The sequence below is a fragment of the Photobacterium indicum genome (genome assembly GCF_003026215.1).
Classification (GTDB): domain Bacteria; phylum Pseudomonadota; class Gammaproteobacteria; order Enterobacterales; family Vibrionaceae; genus Photobacterium; species Photobacterium indicum.
Genome location: NZ_PYOC01000002.1, coordinates 16,991 through 37,409 on the forward strand (window position 1 = coordinate 16,991; position 20,419 = coordinate 37,409).

The window sequence follows — 20,419 nt, forward strand, 5'->3', positions numbered from 1 at the left end:
TATATTTCATGTATGTATTCTTCGTATTCATAACGACTAACACATCAATCCATTTGGTCATTTAATGCTCATAATTCACTGTTGGCTAAGAATCCAGCAGGTATAGCTAAAAAAACGGCATTCAACAATGAAAAATCTAAGCCATATCACAAGTTTGGTTTATTCCTGATGGCTTTTGGGCTATCTTAACGCGTCGTTATTTTTTGATATACCAAGGTAGGCAAACGTATTATGCCAATGAAAACTGATGAACTCCGTACCGTTAGCCTAGGGTTAATGCCAACTCCGGCAGAAATTGAAGCAGTCTCTCCTATTACTGACGAAATTGCAGCGCACGTTGCTGATTCTCGCCGTCAAGTTGAAGACATCCTAACCGGTAAGGATTCTCGACTTTTAGTTGTCGTAGGACCATGTTCTGTTCACGATACAGATGCAGCAATGGATTATGCTAAGCGCCTTGTTGCTATTCAGGAACAATACAGAGATGAACTTTGTATTGTTATGCGCACATACTTTGAAAAGCCTCGTACCGTTGTAGGCTGGAAAGGGTTAATTTCAGATCCGCATCTTGACGGTAGCTTAGATTTTGTCGCAGGTTTACATAAAGCACGTAAATTATTAGTAGATGTAAATGCTTTAGGTCTGGCTACTGCTACTGAATTCCTTGATATGATTACAGGACAGTATCTTGCTGACTTAATCACATGGGGAGCAATTGGCGCGCGTACAACTGAGTCTCAAATTCACCGTGAAATGGCTTCTGCCCTTTCTTGTCCTGTTGGTTTCAAAAATGGTACTGACGGAAATATCAAAATAGCCATTGATGCGATTCGTGCAACACGTGAATCTCACCTATTTTGCTCACCAGCGAAAAATGGTCAAATGACAATTTACCGTACCGCTGGTAACCCACACGGTCATGTAATTTTACGTGGTGGCAAAATGCCAAACTACCACCAAGCTGATGTTGAAACATCATGTAATACACTGGCTGAATTTGATTTACCAACACGCCTTGTTGTTGACTTCAGCCACGGTAATTGCCAAAAGCAACACCGTCGTCAACTTGATGTTGCAGCTGATATCTGTTCTCAAATTCGTGAAGGTAGTAATTACATCGCAGGTATTATGGCTGAAAGCTTTATTATTGAAGGCAACCAAGCTGTTGTAGCAGGAAAAGAAAAAGAATTGGTATACGGTCAATCCATTACAGACCCTTGTGTAAACTGGGCAGATACCGTCACTATGCTAGATATGCTTGCCGACGCGGTCAAAAGCCGTAAATAAAATCAGAGAAATAGGTACAGTTACTCAAATACTGTACCTATTTTCTGTTAAAATACTGCATTGCCAAAGCTAAACCATTAGATTTAGCGACTAAAACCAAACCAAACCAAGGTATAGTGCCAACAACACGCCCAATACAAGGCGGTATCTACATTTATCATGACAGTGCATTTTTCATAGAGTGTTATATATACTGTCATTAGGTTGATATACATTGGTTAACTAACCCTTTGACATCACAACTAAGGTTGAACACATGCCATCTTTTGATATTGTTTCTGAAGTCGATTTTGTAGAAGTTCGAAATGCTGTTGATAACTCAGCACGTGAACTTAAAACACGTTTTGATTTTAAAAATGTTGAAGCAAGCATTACGTTTGATAAAGAAATCGTAAAAATCACGACTGAATCTGACTTCCAGCTAACACAACTTGTTTCTATCCTTCGTGGAAACTTGGCTAAACGCAACGTTGATGCACAATCAATGACGCAAAAAGACACAGTGCGTACAGGTAAAGCATGGGCGTGTAATGTCGAATTCAAGCAAGGCATTGAATCTGGCACTGCGAAAAAAGTTGTGAAAGCAATTAAAGATGCAAAGCTTAAGGTTCAAGCATCGATTCAAGGTGACAAAGTGCGCGTAACCGCTAAAAAGCGTGATGATCTACAAGCAACAATGGCGTTAGTTCGTAATAATGAAGAACTAGGCCAACCCTTCCAGTTTGATAACTTCCGCGACTAATACTGCGTAAGTACCTAGAAAAACATAGCGAGATCGATAACAAAATAGACTTTGTTAAGGTCTCGTTTTTATTTATTCCCCCCTACTTTTTGATGTCTACGTTCACGAACTTGCAAATCATTTCACATATCATCTGCTGATTAATCGATTGAATTACTCTAAATTTTCACTATAGTAAACAATAGATAAGCTTTATTCATTGCGAATGTAGCAATCAAGGACATGACCTTTATATGCAAATGAATAGTGAGCAATCATATTGCCAATCACACCACGATAATCCGCTTATTTGGCCCATCATTACGCTATTAAAAGAGCAACCAACAGGTTGGATGATCCATACCCTTTCAGAAGAATTAAAGCAACGAGGGATACTATCAACGCTGGATAATGAGCCAGAAAAAGACCTTTTTAAGCGCAATTTTCTATTGATGAACGCACTATACCAATTGCAAGAAATGTTGCTGCCAGAGCAATGGCTGCAAGCACAAGCAATGGACATTCAGCTCTCTCAGAATCTTAGCTCGAACAATAATCAAATAGCGTACAACGACCCACTGCGTGAATACTATTTAAACTGGAAAAACTACGATGCTGATACAGCAACCATTCAGAACTTACTTTCTTCTTTTTGGCACCGTTATCAAGATCATATTGGCATCCATTCTTCAAAAAGATCAGCACAGAATCCATCAAATTCACGACACAATTTTCACACCATCAATCAACAAGATTTAATGACGTTAGAACTAACTATCGACGCAAAGCCTAACGAGATTCGTCGTCAGTGGCGTAAACTTGCATTGCGGTGGCACCCAGATAGACCTAATGGCGATGCGCATCAATTCAGAACAATTTGTGAAGCATGGCAAAGAATACAAGAGCATTTGAATATCTAGGTCACTTGAATATCTAGCTTGGGTATACAACTCATTCGAATTTTTCTAATAAGCTGTTCACTTCTGCTGTCTGTTAACTGTTCCATCGCCGCTCTACACTGATGACATCACTCAGTTGAATTCAAAACCTGAGTATCAGTTCGGAGGCCTTATGGCGATTAGACGTATTAAACAGATTCTTCAATCACACCCATCATCTGATGGTGATGGCGTTAAAATTCAGCGCATTCATGGTTTTGATAACGCACTATTCTCCCCATTCCTAATGCTGGATGAACTTAAATCTGACAATCCAAACGATTATATTGGCGGTTTTCCATCACACCCTCACCGAGGAATTGAAACGTTAACCTATATGTTACAAGGTCACTTTCAGCATAAAGATCATATGGGTAATACTGGTGAGTTACGTAATGGCGGGGCGCAATGGATGTCGGCAGGTCGTGGGGTTATTCACAGTGAAATGCCAATTATGTCTGACGGAAAGCTACATGGGTTTCAGCTTTGGGTAAACCTTCCTGCGGCAAAAAAAATGCTACCCGCGCAATACCATGATTTTCAGCCAGAAGAAATAACAGAAAAAGCATTTAATACACAAAATCTTATTCGTGTTATTGCAGGCGATTTAACCATTAAAGGGGAAACCCTAACTGGTCCATTACAACAAACAGGCGTGCCAACCACTATTGCAGATTGGCAAGCTGGCAGTGGTGAAACCTTCGCCAGCTGTTTAAACCCTGACTTCCAAGCCATGCTATATGTGTATAAAGGCGAAATTGAAGTCGAGGGTACAACCGTTATTGCAGGGCAAATGGCAATCTTAGACCAAGGCGAAGGGTTAGCACTTTCTTCCTTAAAAGACAGTGGCGTGTTGCTGCTTTCAGGTATTCCTATTAATGAGCCTGTTGTGCACTATGGGCCTTTCGTGATGAATACGATGGATGAAATAAACCAAACTATTCAGGATTATCAAAACGGCACATTAATTGATGATTAATAAAAAAGCCCACTTTCGTGGGCTTCTAAATTTCTAGCGTAATACCATTCTAGGTAAGTAGTTGGTCATAATATACTCGCTTGGTTTTATTACGTATATAAACACGCTTCGCCTTCTGGGCGAGTTTTAAAGCGTCGATGTAACCACATGTACTGTTCAGGTGCCTGCATAATTGAGTTTTCTACAATCTTATTAATGAAAGCTGCACCTTCTTCAGGATTTTTATTAGGGAAGCCTTCAACTGGCGGGTACATCGTTAACGTATACTTACCAGAAGCGCTGTCTCGTACCATAGTAAAAGGTACAACAGCACAATCTGTCGCATCCACTAATAAACTCGTACCGGTTGTTGTACATGCGTTATCAACGGCAAATAAAGGGGCAAACGTTGAACGACGGCGTCCGTAATCATGATCTGGTGCATACCAAACACGATCACCGCGACGAAGAGCACGCAACATGCCTTTCACGTCTTTTCGATCAATCAACGTACGGTTTGAACGTGCTCGACCTCGGTACTGGAAAAAGTCATAACAAGGGTTGCCGTTTGGGCGGTAAACACCCGTGCCCGACATTTTAATACCAAATGCACGTGCGCCTAGCTCAAGGTTCATAGAGTGCACTGCAACGAGTAATGCCCCTTTGCCTTCCGCTTCCAGCTTTTTCATGTGCTCTAGGCCTTTGATCTCAACATGACGATTAACGCGTACATCAGGCCAAAACCAAGCCATTCCCGATTCGAACAATGCAAGACCAGTATTGTCTATATTTTTTTTGATCATCACTTCGCGTTCGTCTTTCGACATGTTCGGGAAGCAAAGCTCTAAATTACGATCAATGATTCTACGACGTTTTTTCATAAAGCGCATTGCTAAGCGCCCTACACCTTGCCCCATTCGGTATTGAATAAAATAAGGTAACCAGCTAATTACATACATTAACCCAACAAAGAATAGTGTTAGCCAATAACGTGGATGTAAAAGCGCTTTTGTAAATGTGGGAGGCGTAAAATTACTCATAAATAAAAAAGTGAAACCTAGTTATATTTGTTATTTGGTATGCAACAGACATGCATCCAAGCCATTTTTTTTGACGATCGGCATTGTATTACCAATAGTAGCATTGTGAAAGAAATAGCAGACGTTAGTTACTTGAAGTGCTATGAAGACGTCATTTTGTGGCAATAAGAGCGCAATTTATGATAAATATTAAGCAAATTACACTTATTGACTTACAGGCTCTGATTTGCAAGAACAGAAAAAAACGAGCCATGAACAATCATAACTCGTTTCATTTCAATCTTGATTTTCGCTAAAACATGATTTTTGTTTTAAAAACCCTCAACCCCTTTCATTTCAGGTAAGTGATGCGCAATACCTTTATGACAGTCTATACACGTTTTACTGCCATCGGCGAGCGCCGTTGAGTGCTGCTTTGAGGCACGCGTTGATTGACGAGTGAAATCCATATAGACAAATTCATGGCAATTACGACACTCTAATGAATCGTTCTTTTTCATCCTCGCCCATTCCCGTTCAGCCATTTCACGCCGACGTGCTTCAAATTTTTCAGGTGTCGATATTGCCCCTGTAAGCCAAGCAAACACTTCTTTAGAAGCTTGCATCTTACGCGCCATCTTATCCGTCCAATCATGCGGTACATGACAATTCGAACAAATAGCACGTACACCAGTACGGTTCGTAAAGTGAATAGTACTTTGTATTTCTTGGTACACATCATTCTGGTGACAACTAGCACAGAACTTTTCAGTATTGGTTAATTCCATTCCCGTATTAAATGCGCCCCAGAAAATGATCCCTGCAATAAATCCGCCTAATGTTAAAAAACCAAGGCTAAAATATTTAGGGGGTTGCCTAATAACGCTCCACCACTTTTTAATCCAAATCCACATACTGATTTCTCCCTCACTGCTCTTGACCTATTAACGAGTCAAGATCGGTAAAATCGGTATCCACCAGCAATTTGGCATCTGATTGTGTTACATGGCATTGTTGGCAAAAATAACGCCTAGGTGAAAGCTCTGCCAAAAAATTACCATCACGATCCATGAAGTGGGTTACGCTGATCATGGTTGCTTGTGTATCTGCCACTCGGCTTCTGGCGTGACAAGACATACATTTATTCGCCTTTATATCGACTTGATAGTTATCGATTTTGTGAGGAATAAGTGGAGGTTGCATAGGGTAGCTACGCGCAGGTATTATGTCTGTATTGAGTGTTTTGCTCATGGGTGGTGGCGTTGACTCTTGATTTAATGGTGCTTTTCTTAGCGTCGCTAAATCAGAATCAACGGTAGCAGCAACACTTACCGTTATGCCCACAATCGCTACCGCCGTGAATAAAACCGCCGACATTAATCGTTTCATCGTTATTCTCCTTATGCCTTCACAATCTTGACTGCACATTTCTTGAAGTCAGTTTGCTTAGACAACGGATCGGTTGCATCCAGTGTCACCTTGTTGATGAGTTGGCTAGCATCAAACCATGGAACAAACACCAAACCTATTGGCGGCTTATTTCTACCTCGCGTTTCTACCCGTGTAATAATCTCACCACGGCGAGATACCACTTTTACCGCATCACCACGGCGTAAACCTCGTGATTTTGCATCTTCAGGGTGCATAAAGACTTGCGCATCTGGGTAGGCTTTAAACAATTCAGGTACACGTTGTGTCATAGAGCCTGAATGCCAATGCTCAATAACACGGCCTGTACTTAACCACATGTCATATTCTTCATCGGGGCTTTCTGCTGGCGGCTCATACGGCAACGCAAAAATGAGCGCCTTACCATCTGGTTTACCATAAAATTCAAAACCAGCCCCCTCTTTTACATAAGGATCTGCCCCTTCACGATAACGCCACAACGTTTCTTTACCGTCAACAACCGGCCAACGTAGACCCCGTGTTTCGTGATACATATCGAAGGGTGCTAAATCATGTCCATGCCCACGACCAAACTCGGCATATTCTTCAAATAAACCCTTTTGAACATAGAATCCATAATAGTTAGCTTCGTCGTTCAACTTTCCTTCAGCAAGATCGCTAAGCGGGTATTTGTTCACTTTACCGTTAACATACAGAACATCGAATAACGTTTTACCTTTGTAATCGGGATTGGCATCAAGTAATTCTTTAGGCCAAACTTCATCGGTTTTAAAGCGTTTTGAAAACTCCATCAACTGCCAAAGATCTGATTCTGATTCTCCTGGTGCTTCAACCATTTGGTGCCAAAGTTGAGTTCTGCGTTCAGCATTGCCGTACCCACCTTCTTTTTCTACCCACATTGCTGTCGGTAAAATTAAGTCAGCAGCTTGTGATGTGACGGTTGGATAAGCTTCAGAAACCACAACGAAATTATCTGGATTACGGTAACCCGGTAAAGTTTCTTCGTTTATGTTTGCTCCTGCTTGCAGGTTATTATTTACTTGGATCCAGTACGCATTGATCTTGCTGTCTTTTAGCATTCGAGATTGCAATACCGCGTGTGCCCCTACTTTGCTTGGTATTGTGCCATCAGGCAGTTTCCAGATTTTTTCTGCCGTTTTACGATGCTCAGGGTTAGCAACCACGAGATCAGCAGGTAATCGATGGGCAAAAGTACCCACCTCTCGTGCTGTACCACACGCTGAAGGCTGACCTGTTAGAGAGAATGGGCTGTTACCTGGAGTGGATATTTTCCCTGTTAACAAGTGAATGTTATAAACCAAATTATTACACCATACTCCGCGAGTATGCTGGTTAAACCCCATGGTCCAGAACGAAACGACTTTGGTATCAGGATTTGCATAAAGTTCGGCGAGTTCAATCAATTTGTCTTGTTTAACACCAGACATTTCACTGGCTTTTTCAACGGTATATTCCGACACAAATTCTTTGAATTCTTCAAACGTCATTGATGTTGAATCACCACTATCTGGGTTCTTCGCCGCTTGCTGTAGTTGGTTTTCAGGGCGTAGCCCATAACCGATATCAGTTGCTCCGCGTCTGAAGTTTACATGTTTAGAGGTAAAGTCTTTGTTGACCTTGTCGTTGGTAATAATGTAGTTGGCAATGTAATTAAGAATGGCTAAATCAGATTGGGGAGTAAAAATAATAGGAAGATCAGCCAGCTCAAAACTACGGTGCTCGAACGTGGATAGCACAGACACCTTCACATCAGGTACTGATAAACGACGATCGGTTATTCGAGTCCACAAAATGGGGTGCATCTCTGCCATATTTGAGCCCCATAAAACAAATGCATCGGCTGCTTCTATATCATCGTAACAGCCCATTGGTTCATCAATACCAAAGGTACGAATAAAGCCAACAACCGCTGATGCCATACAGTGCCGAGCATTAGGTTCGAGGTTGTTTGACCTAAAGCCCGCTTTCATTAACTTAGATGCCGCGTAGCCTTCATAAATCGTCCACTGACCAGAGCCAAACATGCCTATCGCTTCTGGTCCTTTTTCTTTTAATGTTTTCTTCCACTTCTCAGCCATGATATCAAACGCTTCATCCCAGCTAATTGGTGAAAATTCACCATTTTTATCATACTTACCATCCGTCATTCTCAATAACGGTTGTGTTAGGCGATCTTGCCCATACATGATTTTTGATAAAAAATAGCCTTTTACGCAATTCAATCCACGATTAACAGGTGATTTAATGTCGCCATGTGTGGCAACCACTTTACCTTCTTTCGTTCCCACGTTAACCGAACAGCCTGTTCCACAAAAACGACAAGGTGCTTTTTCCCATGTTATCTTAGTCAGTGAAGCATCAGTCACAACATTACTAGCACTTATTGGTATCGATATACCTGCCGCAGCAGCTGCCGAGGCAACAGCCTGTGCTTTAATAAACTTCCGTCGAGAAACTTTCATTATTACCTCTCCAGCGTTACCCATTTTGTTACTTCATTGATGGCAGCTGTGTACAAGGAAGGTATTTTATTTACAGCCCCTCACCCCGTTACAACTTGTAGGAACCACACAAAGAAGCCATAGCCACCAACAGCAGCAAAAGCCAATATTGGAAATAAAATAACAGTGATGAAAATAAAGGCTTTTAGTTCGATGCGACGTTGGTTTTCATGTTCCATACGTCTACTCCGTGTTCATTGAGTTACTGTTAACTCTAGTCATAGATGAGAATTTTGATAAGTAAGTGGAAAATATTCGCAGCGACTGTCTATTTATCATTACTTAAAAAACGAATAGCTGAACAATCAATACAATTTTCACGACATAAATTGAAATAATTGCCAATACAAGCAAAAGATAATTAATGTTATTATTGATATATCTAAGTCACCTCAAGATGCTCGTTTTTGCTCTTAACGTTAAAGGCAAACATTCTAAAAGGACGTTAAATCCCCATGACAATCAGCAAAACAAAATCAAGTTATTATCGTCGCCTGTACGTTGCACACTTAATTGAAACAGGTATAGCAAGTGTGCCAGCACTTATTGAATACACTGGTATGCCGCGTCGAACAGCGCAAGATACGATAAAAAGCCTTGCTGAATTAGACATCGAATGTGTCTTTCAGCAAACAAAAGGCGAACGTAATCACAGTGGTCACTACACAATTACCAACTGGGGTGCCATTAACAAACACTGGATTAAAGAAAACTTAACTGATATCAAGTCAGCGTTAGATTATCCATAAAGCATGCTCATTCATCATTTGTCTTTACGCCTTTACATCACCTCGGCATAATTACGCGCAATAATCCTCATCGACTTATCTTCGACAAACGGAATAACTCTTGGAATTACTATCAATTGATTTTCTTGGTCAGCCTTTACGAATTGAAGGCTCTATGGCTGGTTGGCAACAGCTATTTTGGAATAACACCTTAGTTTCACAACTTAATGCACATGCCGACCATAACGATAAGCACCTACATGAATTTGAACTGACTAATGGCGATAACGTCATTAAATGCAGTGTGGAAGTAAATCTTAGCTGGCAACCTTTTTTAGTGGAATACAAAGCCACTGCCAATGATCAGCTCGTTGCTGACGGCTCGCGTAATGAAAAAGACATTGAACAACAAACACCGCAAGTTATCCCTAAAGCAGAGCGCCGCTTTAGCTTAATTGGTCTTGCATCGTTAGGTATGAAAGCACTGAAAAGTGCAAAATTGATTAAAGTCGTATTAGCATCGGCCAGCCTTGCCGCTTATTCATGGTTATTTTCAATTCAGTTTGCCTTAGCATTACTGGCTTGCTTAGTATTTCACGAGTACGGTCATATTCGTGCGATGAAGTACTTTGGTATGAAAACGAAAGGCATTTACTTAATCCCATTTTTCGGTGGTTTGGCATTAAGTGATGAAAAAATTAACACGCGTTGGCAAGACGTTGTTATCTCGATTATGGGGCCACTGTTTGGCTTAATCATGTCAATTGCCTGCGTAATTGCCTATTGGGTAACTGACAACATGTTCTTTGCTGGGCTTGCTGTTTTCAATGCTCTATTAAACTTATTTAACCTATTACCGATTCTACCTTTAGATGGAGGGCATGTACTTAAAAGCATCAGCTTCTCGATGAACAGTAAAGTGGGTATCGCGTTATGCCTATCTGCTGCGATTGGCGGGGTGGTATTAAGCTATACATTAGGCTTAACATTATTCGGTTTTTTATTGATTATGGGCTGTGTTGAAATTCTATTTGAATGGAAGCACCGCCATCAGAGTCATTTGTTGCCATTAGATCGTTACGGTCAAATCTTCTCGTTTGCTTGGTATGTCGGCTTAGTGAGTTCACTTATTGGCATTATATGGTACTTCGCGAGCACAGGTGATGAGCTACTACGATTACCAATGCAGATTCTAGGTACTTAAGTCTTAAAGCTAGATTCAAGCAATACTTAGCTGCTTAGCTGCTTAGCGACAAAACAAAATTATAAAAAAAGAGCGGTGCTTGTATAAGCCCCGCTCTTTTTGTCTTTACTGTACCGTTAATATCGAGTGTCTAATCTCTCGATATTATGTCTTAATTTATTTTTTCTTGTTCATCATTGCTTTTAAATCAGCAAATGGATTAAACGTCGCAGCTTGGTGATCATCTTCGCCCGCTACAATAACACTGCCACTTTGTTGATCGTGTTCAGTGTATTTTTCATGTTCATGATCGTGACAGAAAAGACACAATAATTCCCAGTTACTACCATCTTGAGGATTATTGGTATGATCATGATCCATGTGGTGAACCGTTAATTCACGCAAGTTAGAATAAACAAATTCACGAGAACAACGTCCACATACCCAAGGGTAGATTTTCAGTGCTTTTTCTCGGTAACCTTGCTCTTTACGAGCATAGCTGGCACTTGTGCCATAATGATCAGACGACATATCTCAACCTGTTATTTCTTTAATCAGCTCTATCTAGCATAAATTCAAATCACTGTTTTTAGCAATACTCATCAAAAACAGCACCTGAAATGCATTCATACTAACCAGTAATATACCCATTGAAACACTGACACGGGTAGTAGTGCAATACAGAAGTCACAAGGATATGGAGATAGTCACAGACACAAATAGAAGTGGCGCATCAAATGTATAAAAAAGTAACCAACATTGAGCCTAAAAATGAATAATAAACACGCATATCACTTGGCTTTTTATTGGGTTTAGAAGTCTAACAAAATCAACATCAAGCTATGACATAGTTATGTCAATCTCGTGATTGGTTGTAAAATAGACTAAGACACCGATTCTTATTAGTTTTGGGACAAAAATTGCTGTTCGATTAGATGTAATGCAATGCTGTTATGGTAGTATTTATCCCAAATTGTTCATAGTGAATCGATTTTTCACTGTTAAGAGTAAACGAATTATGGCTTTTGATTTTTCTAGTATGACTGTTGATCTGTCAACGATGCCAACCACGATTGACTTAGGTCATGCTTGGTTAGGCGGTTTAGTTTTGGTTTTATTGGTGCTGTATATTGCTAAAAAAGGCAAGCCAGTAGAAGTGGAAAAGATTGTTGAAAAGCAAGTCGAAGTAGAGAAAATCGTAGAGGTTGAAAAACCTGTCGAAAAGATTGTTGAGAAGATCGTCGAAATCCCAGTAGAAAAAATCGTTGAAGTTGAAAAGATTGTTGAAGTTGAACCAAAACTAAAAACATCGACACCTGATGCCGCACTTCAACTGCTTTCACTGCTTCAACAAGAAGCTCGCTTTATTGACTTTATGCAAGAAGATCTAAAAGGCTTCGCCGATGCTGAAATCGGTGCTGCTGCTCGTGTTATTCACGAAGGCGGCCATAAAGTACTAAACGAATACTTTAGCTTTGCCCCTATCCGTTCAGAAGACGAAGAGAGCCGAATCTCACTTCCTGCTGGCTTTAATGCGTCAGAAGTACGTCTTACTGGTAACGTTGTTGGCGAAGCTCCATTCAATGGCACCCTAATCCACCGTGGTTGGAAAGTGACTGATGTTAAACTGCCTAAACTAGCAGAAGGTCACGATGTACGTATCGTAGCAGCCGCTGAGGTAGAATTATAATGCAAGAGAATCAAGAACATCATTTTAGCGTTGGTATCGACTTAGGTACCACGCACTGCGTATTGTCTTACGTTGATTTGCACGATGAAGATGCAAGCGTTCAAGTTATGCCGATTCCTCAGCTAACCACACCAGGTAATGTTGAAGAAAAAGATCAGCTGGCTTCATTTATGTACCAAGCACACGAATCTGAGCTTGCACCAGGTGATACTTCATTACCGTGGAATAGCCAACCTAATGCTATTGTCGGTGCAATGGCGCGTACACTAGGTAGTAAAACCCCTATTCGATTAATCTCTAGTGCTAAGAGCTGGCTTTGCCACGGTGGCGTAAACCGCCGCGATGCATTTTTGCCGCTAAATAGCCCAGAAGAAGTATCAAAAGTATCCCCTGTTGATGCAACCTGTGCGTACTTATCGCACTTGGCTGACGCATGGAATAGCCAACACCCTGGTACACCACTGTGTGATCAAGATGTCACGATTACCGTTCCTGCATCTTTTGACCCTGCAGCACGTGATTTAACCGCTGATGCGGCACGTAGTATTGGTCTTAAACACCTTACATTACTTGAAGAACCTCAAGCAGCTGTATATAGCTGGATCAAGAACAATGATGCTACATGGCGTGACCAAGTAAATGTTGGCGATATTATTCTTGTTGTCGATATTGGTGGCGGTACAACTGACCTTTCATTAGTTGCTGTAACTGAAGAAGATGGAAACCTGACACTTAACCGTGTTGCTGTTGGTGACCATATCTTACTGGGTGGCGACAACATGGATCTGGCGCTGGCTTACCGTCTAAAGATGAAGCTAGCTCAAGATGGTAAACAGCTACAACCTTGGCAAATACAAGCCATTACTCATGCTTGCCGTGATGCTAAAGAAGCATTATTAAGCGATGCTGAATTAAGTGCAGTGCCAATTGTTGTACCTAGCCGCGGCTCTAAACTGCTTGGTGGCACGCTGCAAACAGAGCTAACGCAAGAAGAAGTACAGCAAACATTGGTTGAAGGCTTCTTCCCTCGCACAAGCGTAGAGGAGCATCCAGTACAAACTGCACGTGGCGCACTAACCCAAATGGGTCTACCGTATGCACAAGATGCTGCGGTTACTCGTCATGTAGCGCACTTCTTAAGCCGTCAGTCTACTGCGGTTGATGAATTATTCGAGAAATACGACCAACTACACGACGGTTTTATTCGCCCGACTGCGATTCTATTCAACGGTGGTGTGCTTAAATCATCGCTGATTTCAGAACGCCTACTCTCGATCATGAATAACTGGCTAACAACAGCGGGTAGTGAAGAAGCAAAATTACTTGAAGGGTTAGATCTTGATCTAGCGGTTGCAAGCGGTGCGTCTTACTACGGTTCCGTTCGTAAAGGTCAAGGTGTACGTATTCGGGGTGGTATCGCAAGTAGCTACTATGTCGGTATCGAAAGCTCTATGCCTGCAATTCCAGGTATGGAACCACCACTGGAAGCATTGTGTGTGGCACCATTTGGTATGGAAGAAGGCTCTCATGCTGAAGTACCTAGCCAAGAATTCGGACTTGTTATTGGTCAGCCAGTACAATTTAAATTCTTCGGTTCAACCGTTCGTCGTGAAGACTCAGCAGGTACTCACTTAGATTGGTGGCAACCAGAAGAACTGGAAGAACTACCTGCTATTCAGGTAACACTGCCCGTTTCTGATGGTCGTAGTGTTGGCGAGATTGTTCCCGTACGCTTAGCCTCTCGTGTTACAGAATTAGGTACGCTTTGCTTAGAAGCAATTCCAAGTGATGGCGGCCAGAAATGGCAAGTTGAATTCGACGTTCGCGAAGCTTAAAACCCTACACATACGGCGCATCATACGATGCGCCGTAATTTTAGGTCTCTATATACCACTCTATGCGAATAGCTGATCTTCAAATAAACATCTGATCATCAATTTAAATCAAATGGTATTAAACCAGCTGTCCAATAACAAAGTATCTCCTGAACATTCTCATTGCTTATTTCAATTTCATCACACTATTGTGCAATGATCTCAGGACTGACTCTGGAGCAAAAAATGTCTGCACCCTCTTCACCTCGCTTTCTTGTCGGTATCGATTTAGGTACGACACACACGGTTGTTGCTTACTCGCCAATTCCCCAAGATTCTGATCCGCATTCATCAGATCACGCGCAAGATAAAACTGCATTTCTTGCCGAAAAAACACAGCAACTAGAATCAAGCCCGATACAAATATTTGAAATTGATCAGCTAATTGCTCCCGGTGAAGTGGCGCGTAAAGCCTTATTACCATCTTTTCGTTACCACCCCGCACCAGGGGAAATGAATGAAGCTGAACTTGTTCTACCTTGGGACATTCAGCCTGTCGAAGGCGAAGTCAACAACGCTATTATTGGCGAATTCGCACGCGATTTAGGTGCAAAAGTTGAAGGTCGCCAAGTTGTTAGTGCTAAAAGTTGGCTATCTCACACTGGTGTTGATCGCAGTGAAGCAATTCTTCCTTGGTCTTCAAGCCGACAATCTTCTATTGCTTCAACCAGTGATATTGAAAAGGTTTCACCTGTTGTTGCCAGTGCCAGTTATTTAAACCATGTACGCCAAGCATGGGATTATCACCACCCCGATAGTAAATTATGCCATCAAGAAGTGGTAATCACTGTACCTGCATCCTTTGATGAAGGTGCTCGCGCATTAACTATCGAAGCTGCTGCTATGGCTGGCTTACCTAATGTACTTTTATTAGAAGAGCCACAAGCCGTTTGTTACGACTGGTATGCTCAAAATAAAGAGAACGCAGAAACACTACTCCAAAACATTCCATTATTAATGGTGTGCGATGTGGGTGGTGGTACAACCGATCTAAGTTTAATCAAAGTCGGAACTGAAAAAGGCAAGTTATCCCTTAACCGTATCGGTGTAGGTGATCACCTTATGCTAGGGGGTGATAACCTTGATTTAGCCCTCGCGCATAAAGCAGAGCAACGTTTACACGGCGACACGAAAAAATTAAGTGCGGCAGGTTTATCTAAGCTGATTCAGCAAACGCGAAAAGTAAAAGAACAGCTGTTGTCTGGCAACGCACCTGATACTGCAAAAGTCACGTTACTAGGTAGCGGTTCACGTTTAATCGGCGGAGCCAAAACAATAGAACTAACGCGACAAGAAGTACACGATATTGCTTTAAATGGTTTCTTTCCTAAAACGGAATTTGATGACCAACCAAGCCACCGACAAGCAGCAGTTGTCGAATTTGGTTTACCGTATGCAGCAGATCCCGCTATTAGTAAACACCTTGCGCAATTTATAGATCTACACGACAGTGTTTGCCGTGATGCATTGCTGGCTCATAACCAACATGCTGAAACAAAAATTAGCATCATCGATGGTCAGCCAATTATTCCGTCTGCTGTATTGCTGAACGGTGGCGTATTCAATAGTCCATTATTGACCAACCGAGCGCTTGATATTTTCTCACATTGGCGCGGTGACAGTGTCACTGAGTTAAGTAACCCCCACCCTGATTTAGCCGTTGCTTATGGTGCCGTCGCGTATGCAAAAGCACGACATGGTGCACAATTAAGAATTGGTGGTGGCTCAGCCCGTTCTTTCTACCTAATGTTGGGAGATAAAAAGAAAAACCAACAAGGTATTTGTTTACTGCCTAAAGGTACCGAAGAAGGCACTGAAGTTCGCTTAACCCAACGTAAATTTGCTCTAACTCTGGGTGAACCTGTTCGTTTCAATCTTATTTCATCAACTGATGATAGCCAAATTGAAGCGGGGGGATTATTAACAATCGATGAAGAAAATAACGAAGGGAGTTATGTTGATCTTCCTCCGTTTATTGCAACGCTAGACAGTGAACGAGATCGTTCAGAATTAGCCGCAAACCAAAAAGATCGAGAAGAAGTAACACTAGCTTGCCAACTAACAGAAGTGGGTACACTACAAATTGAGTGTGTCAGCGTGACAAATGAAAATAAACGCTGGAAAGTCGAATTCGCAATTCGTAAGAATTTAGCTCGCCTTAACCGAGATAAAGGTAATTCAACACTTGCTGAGCAGTTATTGCCAAATCGTATTGAAGAAGCAAAATCTGCAATTAAGCTCGTTTATGGCGGCAGTAAAAACACAAATATCCAAGCAATCAACAGCGGTAAAGCAATCAAAACACTGCGTAACGATCTAGAAAAAATGATTGGCAAGCGTGATAACTGGGATGTACCTTGTTTACGTGAATTAGCAGATACCTTAATCGACAGTCGTAAGCGTCGACGTCGTTCAGATATACATGAACGTAATTGGTTGAAGCTAACTGGTTTCACTATGCGCCCTGGTTTTGGCTACCCAGCAGATGAATTCCGTATGGAACAAGTTTGGGCATTGTATCAACATGGTGTACAGTTTGATTCCAATACGCAAACATGGAGTGACTGGTGGACATTCTGGCGTCGTATCGCCGGCGGGCTGACCCAAGAACAGCAACTTGTTATTTTTAAAGATATCGCCAAATACATAAGCCCGAATGCAACGCGTAACAATAAGCTAAGCAAAGAAATGCAAGAACGCAGTTACGAAGATATGGTGCGTTTAGCGGCATCTCTTGAACATTTACCATTCGAAAACAAGCTACAGCTGATTGAATCATTATTTGGACGCTTACAAAAAACACAGTACTCACAGGCACATTGGTGGGCTCTTGGTCGTATTGGCACACGTAGCCCTTTTTATGGCAGTACGCATAATTTGCTATCGTCTGAACATATTTCATACTGTTTGCCAGAACTCATGGAGTTTGACTGGCGTAAAGATCCTAACATAGGGTTTGCCGCAGTAATGATGAGTAGGATGACAGGCGATCGTACACTCGATATTAATGATGAAAATAGAACAAAAGTCATTAACAAATTGAAGGCAAGTAAAGCGCCTGAAAGTTGGATTCAAATGGTCTCAGAGGTAAAAGTATTAACAGAAGCAGAAACTAAACGTGTTTTCGGTGATGCACTACCAACAGGATTAAGGCTGATCGGTTAAGCTTTCGTTAGGGTAAATGTTGTTATCATAAGCTCATATAAATCATTTTTACCAAGTTCAATAGGTAATAAGTTTATTGGACCTGAGTTTAGAGAAAATAGTGAGTAGAGTTATGACACATTCCCAATTTAAGTTAATTGCTCAACGTATCTTTAAATCTGAAGAGCAACGTTCAGCCGTTGCAGCAGTAATCTTTGATGGATTATCAAGTTATGAAGCAGAAAAACGCTTCGAACTTCCGAAAGGCACTTTATCTCGTAATGTACGTAAGTACAAAAGTGAAGTTAATTACATAACGAACGTAGCAGCAGCTTAAACATCGAATTTAGTTAAAAAAAAACGGAGAGCCTATGCTCTCCGTTTTTTTATAACAATAGTTCTAGATATTACTTAACCTCAACTATTCATTCCTAGCTTTCTAGCAAAATCATCTGACGAACGTAGCTTCGCACACATCCAAAAGAGTCCAATACTTGCAGCTAATAAAGCGATTAATGTCACAGAGCCAACACTAAAGAAGACTGTAACCGGGCTATCACTGGTTAAAATCTTAAACGGCAGATTGTAAATTTTACTAATCCAATCCCCTACTACGCTGCTACCAAATATCATATAAGCCATTAATTTAATCATAACGACCGCAACAAATAAGGTCACTAACGGATGATTAGTGATTTGCGACAAAACCATCAACAAACAAGCAACGGGTAATAATGCTAGGCTAACTAATACCATGCGACCTAGAAAACCAAACCAGTGCATAATCAAGCTAGCAAAACTAATTGATGATGTCGCCAGCATATCAGCAGGCATAAACCAACTAGCCAATACCCAAACAATAACATCAGAAAACAACAATAATACCGAAGCAACTAAAGGAATAACCACTAATGCAAAAATCAATTTCACGGCTATCGCAAGGTTATCTGACACTGGCATTGAACGCCAAAACATCAAACTTCCTTCTTGGCGTTCTTTTCGAAGTGTTTTAGGTACAAAAGAAAAAAAGGTAATCGTTGAGACAATACCAGCCACAATAATATTCAATTTACCGATAATACCCGCATAACCCGTCACATTAGAAAAACCAGCCCACTCATCCATACCTGAAATTTGATAGCTGATATTTAAATTATCACCACCGCTCATCACAAGCATAAAATTAACAACGGCAAAAATAGCCAAGAACAAGGGTAAACGTGTAACCAATTTATGCTCTAAGAATTCTTTCTCAAGCATATAGATAACAGGACTCATAGCTGACCCTCCTGTTGTTTTGCTATGAAAATATCGGCTAGATTTGGCTGAGACAATTTACCTAATGGCACAAGTAACTCTCGTTCAATATTCTCAAATAATAAATGATGTTGCCCTAAGCCTGACTTTTCATAAATTGGAGACAATGCCTCAGCAGAAGACAAATTCGCTTGCTCAACAGTTACAGCGGTATAGTTATCTTCAATATCAGCTAATGGCGCTTGTAATACCACTTCACCTTTTCGAAGCATTAATACATCAGTTAACAAGTGCTGAATTTCAGAAACTTCATGACTCGCAATAATTAATGCTCGATCACCATCATGAAACCACTCCATTAAATAACGATAAAATGTATCGCGGTAAATCAAATCAAGACCTAACGTAGGCTCATCTAAAATCAATACTTTAGCATCAGTCGACATTACCAATGCAAGGTGCAACTGTACTTTCATTCCTTTTGAAAGACTGCCAATTTTACTTTTGTTCTTAATATCTGTTTTTGATAAAAATTCATCCATTTTTTTACGGTCAAAATGAGGATGAACACCTGCTGTATATTTAATGAGTTGAGAGACTTTCATCCACTCGGGCAATACTGCTACGTCAGAAATATATGCAAGTTGTGAAACTATTTGTGCACGATCTTTTTGCGGATTTAATCCAAAGATACTCATTTCACCCATATAATCTTGGGCACCAAGAATAGATTTAATCAACGTCGATTTACCCGCACCATTATGACCGAGTAAACCTAAAACTTGTCCAGCTTTAAGTTCGAAACTGATATTCGATAAAGCTTTTTGCTGGCGATAAGACTTACTTAGCTTTTCAGCTTTAATCAATACTTCCACTTTTCACTCTACCATTTTTTTCTAATTCAATAACAAGCTCATCAATCGACAAACCAATTCTATTTAACTTATCTACAAGATCAGGCAACTCTTTCTGTAAGAAGTATGATTTCTGGTTTTCTTGAATAACATCCATAGCACCAGATAGTACATACATTCCTTGGCCTCGTTTCTTTTCAATTAACCCCTGATCAACCAGTAACTGATAGCCTTTCATTACAGTTAAATGGTTAATTTTCAAATCAGCAGCAACAGCCCTTACCGACGGTAATGCCGTACCCTCTAGCCACGTGCCATCAGCTATCTGCTCGATAATTCGTTGGCTCAACTGTTTATATATTGGTAACTCATCATTCCAGTCATTCACCGATCACTTACTCATCGCACCCACTGTTATAGTGATATATAACACCAACACAATGAAATGCCAAGTCTCATAGCATGTATCATTGATTCAATTCGCAAAATATTAAGAAATAGGCAGAACTACGAATAAAAAGAGGATAAGGAATGTTATTGGCAATAAAGTGTTTATAAGGAAGGATTACAAGGTATGAAGCCACAATGAAACAACCGCGCATTCTCAATATTCAGAAAGGCGGTTGATAGTGCTTACTAAATCATATACCCAAGCTACCTCAAGATACAGGATTCAAATAACGACAGTTAATAAATTCACTTAGAAACAAGTTCGAAATAGTGAAAATATTGACTTAAATTTTGTATAAATCATTTATATGCTTACACAAAATAGTGAGGCTGGCATGTATATTAAATCAGGCAAATAATATTACTATAAACATAGAATATCGA

The 20,419-nt window shown here is 40.7% G+C and carries 19 protein-coding genes; 10 read left to right on the forward strand and 9 right to left on the reverse strand.

The genetic code is table 11. The features are described from left to right. Positions 1-231 precede the first annotated feature (231 nt). The 4 genes from C9J47_RS06020 to C9J47_RS06035 all read left to right on the forward strand — a co-directional run bounded on the left by C9J47_RS06020 (position 232) and on the right by C9J47_RS06035 (position 3,925). Entirely contained in the window at positions 232-1,287 is a 1,056-nt protein-coding gene (locus C9J47_RS06020; protein WP_107252727.1) for a 3-deoxy-7-phosphoheptulonate synthase, read from the forward strand. Positions 1,288-1,543: 256 nt separating this feature from the next. Beyond that, complete coding sequence (locus tag C9J47_RS06025; RefSeq protein ID WP_107252728.1) at positions 1,544-2,029, forward strand: YajQ family cyclic di-GMP-binding protein; 486 nt, start codon at positions 1,544-1,546, stop codon at positions 2,027-2,029. Positions 2,030-2,262: 233 nt separating this feature from the next. Then, entirely contained in the window at positions 2,263-2,928 is a 666-nt protein-coding gene (locus C9J47_RS06030; protein WP_107252729.1) for a DNA-J related domain-containing protein, read from the forward strand. Positions 2,929-3,079: 151 nt separating this feature from the next. Beyond that, on the forward strand, positions 3,080-3,925 hold the full coding sequence (locus C9J47_RS06035) for a pirin family protein (RefSeq protein ID WP_107252730.1): 846 nt from the start codon (positions 3,080-3,082) through the stop codon (positions 3,923-3,925). An 89-nt stretch (positions 3,926-4,014) separates the two neighbouring features. On the opposite strand, the gene lpxL is transcribed toward C9J47_RS06035, so the two are convergent. The 5 genes from lpxL to C9J47_RS06060 form a co-directional block, all read right to left on the reverse strand. Then, positions 4,015-4,944, reverse strand: a complete 930-nt coding sequence (gene lpxL, locus C9J47_RS06040; protein WP_107252731.1) for an LpxL/LpxP family Kdo(2)-lipid IV(A) lauroyl/palmitoleoyl acyltransferase — start codon at positions 4,942-4,944, stop codon at positions 4,015-4,017. A gap of 311 nt (positions 4,945-5,255) precedes the next feature. Next, positions 5,256-5,837, reverse strand: coding sequence for a NapC/NirT family cytochrome c (locus tag C9J47_RS06045; RefSeq protein ID WP_011218729.1), 582 nt, complete (start codon positions 5,835-5,837; stop codon positions 5,256-5,258). Positions 5,838-5,850: 13 nt separating this feature from the next. Then, the gene (locus C9J47_RS06050) at positions 5,851-6,312 is read right to left on the reverse strand and encodes a nitrate reductase cytochrome c-type subunit (RefSeq protein WP_107252732.1); all 462 of its coding nucleotides are present in this window, start codon (positions 6,310-6,312) and stop codon (positions 5,851-5,853) included. Positions 6,313-6,323: 11 nt separating this feature from the next. Further along, on the reverse strand, positions 6,324-8,816 hold the full coding sequence (gene napA / locus C9J47_RS06055; RefSeq protein WP_107252733.1) for a nitrate reductase catalytic subunit NapA: 2,493 nt from the start codon (positions 8,814-8,816) through the stop codon (positions 6,324-6,326). A gap of 80 nt (positions 8,817-8,896) precedes the next feature. Next, positions 8,897-9,034 (reverse strand): periplasmic nitrate reductase, NapE protein, encoded by a 138-nt coding sequence (locus C9J47_RS06060; protein ID WP_081470346.1) that lies wholly within the window; start codon positions 9,032-9,034, stop codon positions 8,897-8,899. A gap of 276 nt (positions 9,035-9,310) precedes the next feature. Here C9J47_RS06060 and C9J47_RS06065 point away from each other — a divergent pair, with 276 nt between their 5' ends. Further along, positions 9,311-9,604 carry a winged helix-turn-helix domain-containing protein gene (locus C9J47_RS06065; RefSeq protein ID WP_107243000.1) on the forward strand — a complete coding sequence of 98 codons (294 nt, stop codon included), beginning with the start codon at positions 9,311-9,313 and terminating at the stop codon, positions 9,602-9,604. Between the two features lie 100 nt (positions 9,605-9,704). Then, on the forward strand, positions 9,705-10,787 hold the full coding sequence (locus C9J47_RS06070) for a site-2 protease family protein (RefSeq protein ID WP_107252734.1): 1,083 nt from the start codon (positions 9,705-9,707) through the stop codon (positions 10,785-10,787). Between the two features lie 156 nt (positions 10,788-10,943). Here the strand turns inward: C9J47_RS06070 and C9J47_RS06075 are convergent, their stop codons facing one another. Continuing rightward, on the reverse strand, positions 10,944-11,297 hold the full coding sequence (locus C9J47_RS06075; RefSeq protein WP_006232055.1) for a YajD family HNH nuclease: 354 nt from the start codon (positions 11,295-11,297) through the stop codon (positions 10,944-10,946). A 508-nt stretch (positions 11,298-11,805) separates the two neighbouring features. On the opposite strand from C9J47_RS06075, the gene C9J47_RS06080 reads away from it, so the two are divergent. From C9J47_RS06080 to C9J47_RS06095, 4 genes are all read left to right on the forward strand, one after another. Further along, complete coding sequence (locus tag C9J47_RS06080) at positions 11,806-12,456, forward strand: DUF2760 domain-containing protein (protein ID WP_107253439.1); 651 nt, start codon at positions 11,806-11,808, stop codon at positions 12,454-12,456. After that, on the forward strand, positions 12,456-14,291 hold the full coding sequence (locus C9J47_RS06085; RefSeq protein ID WP_107252735.1) for an Hsp70 family protein: 1,836 nt from the start codon (positions 12,456-12,458) through the stop codon (positions 14,289-14,291). The genes C9J47_RS06080 and C9J47_RS06085 overlap by 1 nt, the downstream gene beginning before the upstream one ends. Positions 14,292-14,516: 225 nt before the next feature. After that, a complete protein-coding gene (locus tag C9J47_RS06090) occupies positions 14,517-17,495 on the forward strand; it encodes an Hsp70 family protein (protein ID WP_107252736.1) in 2,979 nt (992 codons plus the stop codon). A 112-nt stretch (positions 17,496-17,607) separates the two neighbouring features. Then, complete coding sequence (locus tag C9J47_RS06095; protein WP_107252737.1) at positions 17,608-17,811, forward strand: hypothetical protein; 204 nt, start codon at positions 17,608-17,610, stop codon at positions 17,809-17,811. Between the two features lie 80 nt (positions 17,812-17,891). Here C9J47_RS06095 and C9J47_RS06100 read toward each other — a convergent pair whose 3' ends face one another. The 3 genes from C9J47_RS06100 to C9J47_RS06110 are packed head-to-tail and all read right to left on the reverse strand — an operon-like array spanning position 17,892 to position 19,973. Further along, a complete protein-coding gene (locus tag C9J47_RS06100; RefSeq protein ID WP_107252738.1) occupies positions 17,892-18,752 on the reverse strand; it encodes an ABC transporter in 861 nt (286 codons plus the stop codon). Further along, positions 18,749-19,606 (reverse strand): ABC transporter ATP-binding protein, encoded by an 858-nt coding sequence (locus tag C9J47_RS06105; RefSeq protein ID WP_107252739.1) that lies wholly within the window; start codon positions 19,604-19,606, stop codon positions 18,749-18,751. The genes C9J47_RS06100 and C9J47_RS06105 overlap by 4 nt, the downstream gene beginning before the upstream one ends. Beyond that, positions 19,590-19,973, reverse strand: a complete 384-nt coding sequence (locus tag C9J47_RS06110) for a GntR family transcriptional regulator (RefSeq protein WP_107252740.1) — start codon at positions 19,971-19,973, stop codon at positions 19,590-19,592. Before C9J47_RS06110 ends, C9J47_RS06105 begins: the two co-directional genes overlap by 17 nt. Positions 19,974-20,419: the final 446 nt, after the last annotated feature.

Bases quoted from the DNA above. Each gene is read 5' to 3' on its own strand.
- C9J47_RS06020 (WP_107252727.1), top strand. From the start codon at position 232: ATGCCAATGAAAACTGATGAACTCCGTACCGTTAGCCTAGGGTTAATG.
- C9J47_RS06025 (WP_107252728.1), top strand. From the start codon at position 1,544: ATGCCATCTTTTGATATTGTTTCTGAAGTCGATTTTGTAGAAGTTCGA.
- C9J47_RS06030 (WP_107252729.1), top strand. From the start codon at position 2,263: ATGCAAATGAATAGTGAGCAATCATATTGCCAATCACACCACGATAAT.
- C9J47_RS06035 (WP_107252730.1), top strand. From the start codon at position 3,080: ATGGCGATTAGACGTATTAAACAGATTCTTCAATCACACCCATCATCT.
- lpxL (WP_107252731.1), bottom strand. From the start codon at position 4,944: ATGAGTAATTTTACGCCTCCCACATTTACAAAAGCGCTTTTACATCCA.
- C9J47_RS06045 (WP_011218729.1), bottom strand. From the start codon at position 5,837: ATGTGGATTTGGATTAAAAAGTGGTGGAGCGTTATTAGGCAACCCCCT.
- C9J47_RS06050 (WP_107252732.1), bottom strand. From the start codon at position 6,312: ATGAAACGATTAATGTCGGCGGTTTTATTCACGGCGGTAGCGATTGTG.
- napA (WP_107252733.1), bottom strand. From the start codon at position 8,816: ATGAAAGTTTCTCGACGGAAGTTTATTAAAGCACAGGCTGTTGCCTCG.
- C9J47_RS06060 (WP_081470346.1), bottom strand. From the start codon at position 9,034: ATGGAACATGAAAACCAACGTCGCATCGAACTAAAAGCCTTTATTTTC.
- C9J47_RS06065 (WP_107243000.1), top strand. From the start codon at position 9,311: ATGACAATCAGCAAAACAAAATCAAGTTATTATCGTCGCCTGTACGTT.
- C9J47_RS06075 (WP_006232055.1), bottom strand. From the start codon at position 11,297: ATGTCGTCTGATCATTATGGCACAAGTGCCAGCTATGCTCGTAAAGAG.
- C9J47_RS06080 (WP_107253439.1), top strand. From the start codon at position 11,806: ATGACTGTTGATCTGTCAACGATGCCAACCACGATTGACTTAGGTCAT.
- C9J47_RS06085 (WP_107252735.1), top strand. From the start codon at position 12,456: ATGCAAGAGAATCAAGAACATCATTTTAGCGTTGGTATCGACTTAGGT.
- C9J47_RS06090 (WP_107252736.1), top strand. From the start codon at position 14,517: ATGTCTGCACCCTCTTCACCTCGCTTTCTTGTCGGTATCGATTTAGGT.
- C9J47_RS06095 (WP_107252737.1), top strand. From the start codon at position 17,608: ATGACACATTCCCAATTTAAGTTAATTGCTCAACGTATCTTTAAATCT.
- C9J47_RS06100 (WP_107252738.1), bottom strand. From the start codon at position 18,752: ATGAGTCCTGTTATCTATATGCTTGAGAAAGAATTCTTAGAGCATAAA.